The 10,797-nt window shown below is 64.5% G+C and carries 12 protein-coding genes; 9 read left to right on the top strand and 3 right to left on the bottom strand.

Annotated elements, in window-relative coordinates; translation table 11 throughout:
- The coding region (locus RMO57_RS07520; RefSeq protein ID WP_310385495.1) for a DUF1631 family protein at positions 1-1,789 on the top strand (1,789 nt) is incomplete at its 5' end.
- Between the two features lie 148 nt (positions 1,790-1,937).
- On the opposite strand, the gene RMO57_RS07515 is transcribed toward RMO57_RS07520, so the two are convergent.
- From RMO57_RS07515 to RMO57_RS07505, 3 genes are all read right to left on the bottom strand, one after another.
- Complete coding sequence (locus RMO57_RS07515; RefSeq protein WP_310385493.1) at positions 1,938-2,390, bottom strand: DUF494 domain-containing protein; 453 nt, start codon at positions 2,388-2,390, stop codon at positions 1,938-1,940.
- Positions 2,391-2,484: 94 nt separating this feature from the next.
- Positions 2,485-3,606, bottom strand: coding sequence for a DNA-processing protein DprA (gene dprA / locus RMO57_RS07510; RefSeq protein ID WP_310385498.1), 1,122 nt, complete (start codon positions 3,604-3,606; stop codon positions 2,485-2,487).
- Between the two features lie 33 nt (positions 3,607-3,639).
- Complete coding sequence (locus RMO57_RS07505; RefSeq protein WP_310385491.1) at positions 3,640-4,821, bottom strand: LysM domain-containing protein; 1,182 nt, start codon at positions 4,819-4,821, stop codon at positions 3,640-3,642.
- A 352-nt stretch (positions 4,822-5,173) separates the two neighbouring features.
- Between RMO57_RS07505 and def the strand changes: the two genes are divergently transcribed.
- The 8 genes from def to pgk all read left to right on the top strand — a co-directional run.
- A complete protein-coding gene (gene def, locus RMO57_RS07500) occupies positions 5,174-5,692 on the top strand; it encodes a peptide deformylase (RefSeq protein WP_310385490.1) in 519 nt (172 codons plus the stop codon).
- A 15-nt stretch (positions 5,693-5,707) separates the two neighbouring features.
- A complete protein-coding gene (fmt, locus tag RMO57_RS07495; RefSeq protein WP_310385496.1) occupies positions 5,708-6,652 on the top strand; it encodes a methionyl-tRNA formyltransferase in 945 nt (314 codons plus the stop codon).
- A 62-nt stretch (positions 6,653-6,714) separates the two neighbouring features.
- A complete protein-coding gene (gene htpX, locus RMO57_RS07490) occupies positions 6,715-7,563 on the top strand; it encodes a zinc metalloprotease HtpX (RefSeq protein WP_310385489.1) in 849 nt (282 codons plus the stop codon).
- Positions 7,564-7,615: 52 nt separating this feature from the next.
- Positions 7,616-8,017, top strand: a complete 402-nt coding sequence (locus tag RMO57_RS07485) for a hypothetical protein (protein WP_310385487.1) — start codon at positions 7,616-7,618, stop codon at positions 8,015-8,017.
- A gap of 138 nt (positions 8,018-8,155) precedes the next feature.
- On the top strand, positions 8,156-8,908 hold the full coding sequence (locus RMO57_RS07480) for a head GIN domain-containing protein (protein ID WP_310385485.1): 753 nt from the start codon (positions 8,156-8,158) through the stop codon (positions 8,906-8,908).
- A 40-nt stretch (positions 8,909-8,948) separates the two neighbouring features.
- Positions 8,949-9,671: an AzlC family ABC transporter permease gene (locus tag RMO57_RS07475; RefSeq protein WP_310385484.1), complete on the top strand. Its 723-nt coding sequence runs from the start codon at positions 8,949-8,951 to the stop codon at positions 9,669-9,671.
- Positions 9,668-9,997, top strand: a complete 330-nt coding sequence (locus RMO57_RS07470) for an AzlD domain-containing protein (RefSeq protein ID WP_310385483.1) — start codon at positions 9,668-9,670, stop codon at positions 9,995-9,997. The genes RMO57_RS07475 and RMO57_RS07470 overlap by 4 nt, the downstream gene beginning before the upstream one ends.
- Before the next feature lie 64 nt (positions 9,998-10,061).
- On the top strand, positions 10,062-10,797 hold a 736-nt coding region (gene pgk, locus RMO57_RS07465), incomplete at its 3' end, for a phosphoglycerate kinase (protein ID WP_310385481.1).

Below are 10,797 nucleotides of genomic sequence, written 5' to 3'. Positions count from 1 at the left end.
CGGCCTCGGTCTGGACATGTGGCGCATGCTCCGGCCGATCCTGCACGAAGAGTTCGCGCACTTTGCCGAAGAAGGTTTCCACGAGACCAACCGTTTCCTGATCGAGCGCCAGGTGCTGCCCGAGGTCGATCTGCGCCCGTTCATCCGGCGCACCCGCGCGACGCACCGCAACTTCCAGCCGACGACCCACGCGCCGGCCGGATTCACGCAGTCGAGTGTCAACTCCAGCGATGGCCGCGGTGAGGTCGGCGAAGAGACCCGCATGATGACGCGCGCCGGCGGCTTGCAGCAGCGCGTGACCGGGCACGCCGAGGCCGTGCTCGACCGCCTGAACCGACTTGTCGGCCGCCACCTGCCCGAGTTCGTGGTCACGGCGCACGCGCCGGCCCCGGCCTCCCCCGGCCTCAAGGCGGCGATCTCCGAAGCGCAGCGGGGCATCGCCAATCGTTTGTCGGGCGGTGGCGCGGTGCGTACCGTCTCCGACGCGGTCAGCACGCCGGCCTTGCTGGAAGAGCTCAACAACCGCAAGCAGGCCCTGAAGCAGGCGGCGGCCACGCCGGTGGAGCGCGCCACGATCGAGATTGTCGCGCTGCTGTTCCAGAGCATCCTGACCGAAGAGCGCATTCCTTCGGCGGTGCGGGTCTGGTTCGCGCGGCTGCAGATGCCGGTGCTGCGAGTGGCCGTCAGCGAGCCCGATTTCTTCGCCACCGTCGACCACCCGGCGCGGCGCCTGATCGACCGCATGGGCTCGTGCGTGATGGGCTTCGACGCCACTGCGCGTGCGGTCGGCGACGCGCTCGAAAAGGAGATCAAGCGCGTGGTGCAGGTGGTCGAGGCCTACCCTGACACCGGCCGGCGTGTTTTCCAGACCGTGCTGGTCGAATTCGAGAAATTCCTCGAGTACTATTTCAAGAACGAAAACGAGGCCTCGCGCAAAGGCGTGTCGCTGGCGCACCAGGTCGAGCAGCGCGAGACGCTGGCGATCCAGTACACGATCGAGTTGCGCAAGATGCTCCACGAGGTGCCGGTGCAGGAAGGTGTGCGCGAGTTCCTGTTCCATGTGTGGGCCGACGTGCTGGCGATGGCTGCGGTCAAGAGCGGCAACCAGAGCGATGCCACCAAGGAAATGAAACGCGCCGCGGCCGATCTGATCTGGTCGGCCAGCGCCAAGGTGTCACGCGAAGAACGCGCCGAAGTGATACGCCGCCTGCCGCCGCTGCTGAAGACCTTGCGCGATGGCATGAGCCAGGCCGGCATGGCCGTCGAGCGCCAAGACGAACAGGTGCGCACCCTCAACAATGCCTTGGCGGCGGCCTTCACCGCCAAGAGCGCGCAGATTCCGCGCGAGCGCTTGGAGGAGCTGATGGATCAGCTGGAGACGCTGGAGGCGATGCTGCCCGAAGGCGGCGACGAAATCGACATTGACCCAACCATGGTGCGTGACCTGTCCGGCCATGAGTCCGAGGGTATGGAAGTGGTGGCCGAAGGCGGTTCCGACCCCAGCCCGGCGATGCTGGCCTGGGCCAAGGAGCTGCAAGTCGGCGGTTGGTATATGTTGGACTACCGCAATCGCAATGAGGCGGTGCAACTGGCTTGGCGCGGCACCCGCAGGCAGATGGCTTTGTTCGTGACCACCAGCGGCCGCGGGGTTTTGTTCCAGCTCAGTCGCATGGCGGGCTTCTTGCAGGCGGGTTTGCTGCTGCCGGCTCAAGACGAGTCGCTGACCGTCAAGGCCACCCGCAATGCGCTGGCCAAATTGGATGTCGACCCGAGTCGCTTGCTGAACTAAAGCGTCAGAGGCTGAGGAATTTTGTAGCGAGCGGCCGTCAGGCTAGGCGGACGGAGCGCAGAAACCGCAACGTACTCCCTGTACGTGAGGATTTCGAGCACCCGGCCAACAACGCATGCCGGTCGCGCAGTAGAAAGTTCTCAGCCTCTCAGTGGATCAGCCGGTCCTCGGGCGCCACAAACAACTCATCCAAAATCAAGGCGTCGGGTTCTTCGCCGCGGCTCCAGAACACCATCAAGACAATGATCTTGAGGTCCTCCAGGTCCATCGGCGCGCCGGGAATGGCCATGCCGCGGTCGATCACCATCTCGCGCATTGGCGGCGGCAGCACGCCGGCCGACTCTAAAAAGCTGATGAAACCGACCGACGGTTCGCCCAGGTGGTCGAGTTCGACCTCGGAATAGACCCGCAGGCTCAGCGGACCTTGCTGGCCTTGGTAGGACGCCGCGCCTTCGGCCAAGCCATCCAACCAAGACAGCGCCTCTTGAATTTCATCGCTCTCGAAGCCCACTGCCGACAGTTTGCGTGTCAATTGGGCATGGTCCGGGCAGGCATCCGGGCGCCAATAGGTTTCGTAGAGGTAGACCAGCACGTCAAACATGAGCCGACTATACCGCAGGCCTTTTGCAGCATTTGCCCGAAAAATGCCCAGTCAAGAGCGCTTGATGGGCTTGAATTTCGCTCTAGGGCGAGTTTTATGCCTTCTTGCGGCGTTGAAATAACTGGCCCGCCAGGCGTGCTATTTCGCCGTTCAATTCCAACTCCAGCAAGAGCCCGCTCAGGTCGGCCACCGGCCAGGCGCCGCGCTGAGCGAGGCCGTCGAGTGAGACGGGGTCGAAGCCCATCAAATTCAAAACCTGGGCCTGAGCGGTGGGTAAATTGCTTACGTTCTCAGCGACCGCTTGCTTTGCGTTTGCGGCAGCTTGAATCGATGGCAGCTCTTCGAGGATGTCCTCGATCCGCTCTACCAGTTTTGCCCCCTGCCTGATCAGTTCATGGCAGCCCCGGCTCAAGGGTGAGTGAATCGAGCCGGGAATGGCGAAGACCTCGCGTCCGGCCTCGCTGGCCAAGCGTGCCGTGATCAAGGAGCCCGATTTCAGCGCGGCCTCCACCACCAGGCAGCCCATGGACAGGCCGGCGATGAGGCGATTACGGCGCGGAAAGTTAGCCGGCAGCACCGGTGTGCCTAGCGAATACTCGCTGATCAGCAAGCCGTTTTCGCTGATCTCCTGGGCCAGCTGCAGGTGACGCCTGGGATAGGTTTGGTCCAGCCCGGTGCCCATCAGGGCCAGCGTGCTGGCGCCGCCCGCCAGTGCGCCGTCCAAGGCCCCCCGGTGCGCGGCGCCGTCAATGCCCAGGGCCATGCCGGACACGATGGTCAAGCCTGCCTTGCTTAAATCCTGCGCAAAACGGTGCGCGTTGTCGACCCCTTGAGCCGTCGGACTGCGGCTGCCGACAATGGCCAGGGCGGGCCTGCCCAACAGTTCTCGTCGCCCGTGCAGATAGAGCAAGAGCGGCGGGTCGGCGGTTTGCAGCAAGGCCGCCGGATAGTCGGCGTCACCCAGCAGCAAGATGTCATGGCGTGGATCGGCGTTCAGCCAAACCCAGGTTTGCTCCACCAGATCGGCCAGATGATCTGGCACTTGGCCGAGGCTTGCGCGTTGCGCCGGGCTCAAGACAGCCTGCCAAGCATCGCCGGGTAAATCAAAAATCGCTGGTGCCGAGCCGGTCTGGGTGAGCAGCCGGCGCGCCGCTTCCAGTCCGACACCGGGGCTTTCCAGCAGCCGCAGCCAGGCCGCTAACTCAGCACGCTCCAGCATCGGGGCCGCCCCTCTAATTTCGTCAAATCATCAGGGCTGGCTGAAGCGGTCCCCGGCCCTGACCGGCTCCTTGACCGAGATGATCAAGGCGTAAGACACCCGCTCGTAGACTTGAAACACGAACAAGACGCCGTGGCGCTCATCCGGCAGCTTGATGACTTCGCGCTTGTCGCTGGTGCTGTCTATCATGCTGCGGCCCTGCTGCCACAGCGCCAGCACATGGCCGCGCTCGATGCCGTCACGGCGGCCCCGGTTCAGGGCGACGATTTGGTTTTGGCCGGCGTTCAAGCCGTCGCCGTAGATCGACACGATCTGACCGCTGATGGGTGCGTCCGGCGCATGCGGGATGTAGCGCGAGAAGCTGCGCTGCGGCACCGGCGAGAGGCGGTCACCAATGCCGATCTCCTGGCGCACCGCCTTGATCATCAAGGTGGCGGGCACGATTTCGGTCTTGCCATCGGGCAGTTGGCGGTCTTGGTCGGGTTTTTTGAGTTCGGCGGTGCCCAGGTAGGGCGCCTCGTAGCCGAGGATCTCCTGGGTGCTGGGGTCCAGCAGCGGACGGGTGCTGCGAAATACGCGGTAGTCGGTGGCTTGGGATAAATCGCCACGCGCATAGGCCAAGTCGCCGCGCGACAGCAAGACCCGACCCTCGGGCGTCGCCACAATGCGCGGCGCCGTGGCCAGCTCGTCGGTGTCGAAGACCACCGCGTCGTTCAAAAAGGGCTCGATCAAATTGAGCGGGATCGCGGTGATGGCATTGCCGTCAAAGTCACTGGCGCGGATGCGCGGCGACAACTTGCCCGATTCATCTGCCCCGCTGCCTGGCGCGCCGGCGCGCTGTTGTGCCAGCTGCAGCTGCGCGCGGCCACCCAGCTTGACCAGCAGCAGTATTTGGCCGGGGTAAATCAGGTGCGGGTTGCTGATTTGCTCGCGATTCATGCCCCAGAGCTCGGGCCAGCGCCAGGGGGTGGTCAGAAACAACTTGGCAATATCCCAGAGCGTGTCGCCAGGCTTGACGGTATGCGATTCGGGCGCGTTGGCCGCCAATTCGCTCAGCGGCACGCCGGCTTGGGCCACCCGCTCGGCGGTGGCACGCTGTTGGTCGGTAACGGGCAAGGCCGCGGTCTGTGCCCAAGCCAGCGACGCCGTGCCCATGATGCACAGGCCCAGCAAGCTGCGGCGGGGGAGATTCGGGATTTCACGAAAAGGCATTGAGCACTCTCTACCGCTGACGGATGCGGCCCTGGTTGACTTGTTTTATTTAGGACTTACGCAAAATCGCCCCAGCGTTGACTCCTTCCGCCTTGTCGTACAGGGCGTACTGCCTGCGGCGTCGTGCCTAGCTGGAACAACTTTGCCTAAGTCCTATTCTGCGCAAGCGGTAGCTGATTTGCCGCCCGTATAGAACCCTGAGCGGCCAAGTTTCTGCATTTCGGCGAAAATCCTGTTGGCCGCGATGATTCTGCCCCCAAAAACGGGCCATCGCAACGAACAAAACAAGGGCTTTCGCCCGCTTGCAAGCACTTACAAAAAGACGTTGTGTCCCGTCCACAGCGCATGAACCATGGCGATATTGAATATTCTGCGTTACCCAGATCCCCGTTTGCACACCGTGGCCACCGCCGTCGTGGCCGTTGATGCGCGCATTCAGCGCCTAGTCGACGAGATGTTGGAGACCATGTACGCCGCCGAGGGCGTTGGCCTGGCCGCCAGCCAGGTCGATGTGCACGAGCGCGTGGTCGTGATCGACACCTCGGAGGATCGCAATGACCCGCGCGTCTTGATCAACCCGGAGCTGACCAAGACCAGTGCCGAGTTCACCGAGGGCGAGGAGGGCTGTCTGTCGGTGCCGCAGATCTATGACAAGGTGGCGCGCCATTCCCGCGTCACCGTGCGGGCGCTGAACCGCGAGGGTCAGCCCTATGAGTTCGAGGCCGAGGGCTTGCTGGCGGTCTGCGTTCAGCATGAGATGGATCATTTGATGGGCAAGGTCTTCGTCGAATACCTGAGCCCGCTCAAGCGCGAGCGCATCAAGACCAAGCTGCTGAAGAAGGCGCGCGGAGACGACGGGCGCAAGCGCTGAGTCATGACCAAGCCGCTGCGCGTCGTTTTTGCCGGTACGCCGGAGTTTGCTGCCACCGCCCTGGACGCCCTGCTGCGGGCCGGCTTCGAGATGCCCCTGGTGCTGACCCAGCCCGACCGGCCGGCCGGGCGCGGCATGAAGCTGCAGGCCTCGGCGGTCAAGCAGCTGGCGCTGCAGCATGGCATCAAGGTCGCACAGCCGCGCAGCCTGCCTCTGGATGGCAAATACCCCGAGGAGGCGGCCGCTGCGCAGCAAGCGCTGCTGGACGCCAAAGCCGATCTGATGGTGGTCGCCGCTTACGGGCTGATCTTGCCGCAATGGGTGCTGGACAGTCCGCCGCAGGGTTGTTTGAACATCCACGCCTCCTTGCTGCCGCGCTGGCGCGGTGCGGCGCCGATCCACCGGGCGATCGAGGCCGGTGACGCTGAGACGGGCATCACCCTCATGCAGATGGACGCCGGCCTGGACTCCGGCGCGATGCTGCTGGTGGAGTGCCTGCCCATCGCCGCGAGCGACACCACCGCCAGCCTGCATGACCGCTTGGCAGAATTGGGCGGGCGGATGATTGTGGCGGCGCTGACTGTCGGTGCTGATTTGGTCGCCACCCCGCAGCCTGCCGAGGGCGTCACCTACGCGCACAAGATTGAAAAGGCCGAGGCGCAAATCAACTGGACCCAACCGGCGGCGGAAATCGAGCGGCGCCTGCGGGCCTTCGACCCGTTCCCCGGCGGCCTGGCTCAGCTGGACGGTGAGGCGATCAAATGCTGGCGCGGCGAGGTCTGCGCGGGGGGCGGCGCGCCGGGCGAGGTCTTGCGCGTGGATGAGCGCGGCGTCGTGGTGGCTTGCGGCGAGCAGGCCTTGCGTTTGACCGAAATGCAGCGCGCTGGCGCCAAGCGTTTGCCCGCGCAGGCCTTTTTGCAGGCCCGGCCGATCGCGGTCGGCGCTCGCTTCATGGCTTGAAATTTGCGCGCTTGCCCCGATGTAACTGGCCGTTATCATTCGCTCAATCGCAAAGGAGTCCCGTGTTCAATTTGATGAAGACCGCTATCTTGATGGCCGCCATCACCGCCTTGTTCATGGTCCTGGGGCGCATGATCGGCGGCCAGAGCGGCATGATGATTGCGCTGCTGGTGGCGGCGGGGCTTAACTTCTTCAGCTATTGGTTTTCGGACAAGCTGGTGCTGAAGATGTACAACGCCCGCGAGGTCGACGCGACCTCGGCGCCGCAGTTCTACGCCATGGTCAAGGACCTGGTGGCCAAGGCCGAGCTGCCGATGCCCAAGGTCTACATCATCGACGAGGACGCGCCCAACGCCTTCGCCACCGGCCGCAACCCCGAGCATGCGGCAGTCGCCGCCACCACCGGCATCATGCGGGTGCTGTCCGCGGCCGAGCTGCGCGGCGTGATGGCGCATGAGCTGGCCCATGTCAAGCACCGCGACATCTTGATCAGCACGGTCAGCGCGACCATGGCGGGTGCGATCTCGATGCTGGCTAATTTTGCGATGTTCTTTGGCGGCCGCAATAGCGAAGGCCGCTCCAGCAACCCGCTGGTCGGTCTGCTGGTGATGATTTTGGCGCCGCTGGCCGCCAGCGTGATCCAGATGGCGATCAGCCGCGCGCGTGAATTCGAGGCCGACCGGGGCGGCGCCGAGATCGCGGGCGACCCGCAGGCGCTCGCCTCGGCGCTGACCAAGATTCACAATTTTGCCCAGCGCATCCCGATGGCTGCGGCCGAGCGCCATCCCGAGACGGCGCAGATGATGATCATGAACCCGCTCTCCGGCCAGGGCTTGGCCGGCTTGTTCAGCACCCATCCGGCAACCGAAGAGCGGGTTGCACGTTTGATGGCGATGACCCCGCGCCGTTGAGTCTGACCCGTTCGGGCTCAAGCGGCGGCGCATTGAGCCGATATCAAGTGCTATGAAGCTCACTCTTTCCTTGCGCGTCCTGGTGCTGGCTGCTGCTGCCTTGTTGACGGGCTGCGATCAACTGGGCATCGAAGACCCGGCCAAGCTGGCTGCAGCCAAGGAGGCCGAGGGCAAGGCCATCGGCAGCGCCTGCCGCCACGCCCTGCGCGCCATCGAAGACTGCTACACGCTCAACCCCAAGGCTCAAAAGGCGGCGGTCTTCACCGGCTGGAAGGAGATGGACGAGTACATGCGCGAGAACAAGCTCGACGGCGTCGCACCGGTGGTGCCGCGCACGCCTGTCGTCAAGCCCGGCGCCGAGCCGGAAGAGGACGTCAAGCCCAAGCCGAAGAGCGCGGATAAAGCCGGCGATAAGGGCGAGGCGAAAGACAGCAAGCCTAAGGCGGCACATTAGGCCGAGCCTTCGCGACGGCTTTTTTGCTTTCTGAGCCCCTGCGCCTGCATCCTGTCGCAGCGTGATTGGCGGCGGGCAAGGTGTGGCAGATGATGCGAGCTTCGCAAAGTCACATCCGCTCACCGAGGAGTCCTCCCTATGTTGAATCGCCGCTCAATTCACGTCGCCGCCAGCATCACCTTGCTCGCCGTTGTCGCACCCGCTCAGGCCTGGACCTGGGGTTTCAATGAACAGGTCAAGGGTTCGGGCGAAGTTGTCAGCGAGACGCGCGACTTGGGCGGCTTCGACGCCATCAGCCTGTCGGGCAGCTACAAGGTCCTGGTGCGCCAGGGCCCGGCCGTCAAGTTGGAGGTCAAGGCCGACACGAATTTGTTGCCGCTGATCGAGACCCGCGTCGTCGAGGGCAGCAAGGGCCGCACCTTGGAGATCGGCACCAAGAAAGGCTTCAGCTTCTCCAGCAAGACTGAGCCCCAGATCATCTTGGTGATGCCGCAACTGCGTTCGCTGGCGATCGCGGGCTCCGGCGATGTGCGGGTGGAGGCGATGAAGACGCCTGAGCTCCATGCCAGTGTCAGCGGTTCGGGCGATATCGACTTGGTGGACTTCAGCAGCGAGAGCTTGAGCGTGCAGGTCAGCGGCAGTGGCGACATCAAGGCCAGTGGCCGGACCGGCAGTTTCAGTTTGTCGGTGGCCGGCAGCGGCGATGTCGATGCGCGCGGCCTGCAGGCCGATGCGGTCAAGGCCAGCATTGCCGGCAGCGGCAACGCGAGCGTGCATGCGGTCAATAGCTTGAAAATCTCGATCGCTGGTTCGGGCGATATCGGCTATCTGGGCTCGCCCAAGGTCAGCAGTTCGGTGGCCGGGCACGGCGTGATCACCAAGCTGAATTGAGCGGCTGCGGCAGTCGCCGATGCGCAGCGACAATCGGGCCATGAACAGAGAAGCAGCGGCGTTGTGGCGCCACCCCGAGTTCCGCAACGGCGCGCGCGAGATGATGAGCATTGGCTTGGGCATCTCGGCCTGGGGCCTGGTGACCGGCGTGGCGATGGTCAAGAGCGGCTTGTCGGTGCCGCTGGCCTTGCTGATGAGCTTGGTTGTGTTTGCCGGCAGCTCGCAGCTGGCGGCCCTGCCGCTGATCGCCAGCGGCGCGCCGCTGTGGGTGCTGTGGGCCACCGCTTTTTGCGTCAATCTGCGCTTCGTGATCTTCAGCGTGCAATGGCGGATGTATTTTGGCCATCTGCCGCGGCTGCAGCGCCTGAGCCTGGCTTACTTTGCCGCCGACTTAAATTACGTTGCCTTCATGCGGCGCTTCCCCGAGCCCAAGCCCGGCCCCGGACAAGTACCTTATTACGCCGGCGGTGCGGCCTGGACTTGGGCGTCCTGGCAGATTCCGTCCATCATCGGCATCCTCGCGGCCGACCGGGTGCCGACCGAGTGGGGGCTGGGTTTCGCCGGCGTGCTGGCCTTGCTGGGCCTGGCCTATTCGCTGTTGAAGGACCGCAATGCCTGGGTCTCGGGCGCGGTCGCCAGCTGCGCGGCGGTGGCGGCTTACGGCCTGCCGCTGCGGCTGAACATCCTGGTGGCGATCGCGGTGGCGGTGGCGGCCGGGCTGTTGATGGAGCATTGGTTGCCCGAGCGAAGGGTGCTCCGATGACCAATTGGGAAATTGTTGCCGGCATCATCGGCATGGCGCTGATCACCGGGCTCACGCGCGGTTTCTTTTTAATCTCCGACAAGGAATTGCCGCTGCCGACTTGGGCCAAGCAGGGCCTGCGTTATGCGCCGCTGGCGGCCTTGGCGGCGGTGATCGTGCCCGAGATCGTGATGACGCAGGGCCATTTGATCGACACCTGGCAGGACGCTCGGCTCTATGCCACGGCGGTCGGCACCGCCTACTTCTTCTGGCGCGGCGGCATCCTCGGCACCATCATCAGCGGCACGGCGGTGATGTTGGCCCTGCGCATTGGGCTCGGTTGGTAACTCTGCTGATCTGAACAGCTTGGTAAGCTAGCGGCCATTGCATCTAACCTCTGGGCTCAACTTCATGAATGTCATTCGCTTCTCCGATCTGATTGCTAGCGGCAAGGTCGCCGGTCAGCGCGTTTTCATCCGCGCCGACCTCAATGTGCCGCAAGACGACGCCGGCAACATCACCGAAGACACCCGCATCCGCGCCTCCATCCCCTGTATCGAGCAGGCCTTGAAGGCCGGTGCGGCCGTGATGGTGACCTCGCATCTGGGCCGCCCCACCGAGGGCGAATTCAAGCCCGAAGATTCGCTCGCTCCCGTGGCCAAGCGCATGGCCGAGTTGCTGGGCCGCAAGGTCGCGCTGCTGCGCGACTGGGTGGATGGCGTGGAGGTCGCGCCGGGCGAGGTCGTGCTGCTCGAGAACTGTCGCCTCAACCCGGGCGAGAAGCAGAACGACGAGGCGCTGGCGCGCAAGATGGCCGCGCTGTGCGACATCTTCGTCCACGACGCATTCGGCACCGCGCACCGCGCGGAGGCCTCGACCTACGGCATCGCGCAGTACGCCGCAATTGCCTGCGCCGGACCGCTGCTGGCGGCCGAGATCGACGCCGTCACGCGCGCGCTCGCGCATCCGCGCAGGCCGCTGGTGGCGATCGTCGCCGGCTCCAAGGTCAGCACCAAGCTGACGATCCTGAAGGCGCTGGCGAGCAAGGTCGATCAACTGATCGTCGGCGGTGGCATTGCCAATACTTTCATGCTCGCCAAAGGGTTGCCGATTGGCAAGAGCCTGGCCGAGCCGGGGCTGCTCGAAG

The sequence above is a fragment of the Roseateles sp. genome (assembly GCF_031397715.1).
Classification (GTDB): domain Bacteria; phylum Pseudomonadota; class Gammaproteobacteria; order Burkholderiales; family Burkholderiaceae_C; genus Paucibacter_A.
Note: the sequence above shows the minus strand (reverse complement) of the source record. Positions and strands in the feature narration are given on the sequence as shown.

Coding starts and splice junctions, on each gene's coding strand:
- RMO57_RS07515 (WP_310385493.1), bottom strand. CDS start 2,390: ATGTTTGACGTGCTGGTCTACCTCTACGAAACCTATTGGCGCCCGGAT.
- RMO57_RS07505 (WP_310385491.1), bottom strand. CDS start 4,821: ATGCCTTTTCGTGAAATCCCGAATCTCCCCCGCCGCAGCTTGCTGGGC.
- def (WP_310385490.1), top strand. CDS start 5,174: ATGGCGATATTGAATATTCTGCGTTACCCAGATCCCCGTTTGCACACC.
- RMO57_RS07485 (WP_310385487.1), top strand. CDS start 7,616: ATGAAGCTCACTCTTTCCTTGCGCGTCCTGGTGCTGGCTGCTGCTGCC.
- RMO57_RS07480 (WP_310385485.1), top strand. CDS start 8,156: ATGTTGAATCGCCGCTCAATTCACGTCGCCGCCAGCATCACCTTGCTC.
- RMO57_RS07475 (WP_310385484.1), top strand. CDS start 8,949: ATGAACAGAGAAGCAGCGGCGTTGTGGCGCCACCCCGAGTTCCGCAAC.
- RMO57_RS07470 (WP_310385483.1), top strand. CDS start 9,668: ATGACCAATTGGGAAATTGTTGCCGGCATCATCGGCATGGCGCTGATC.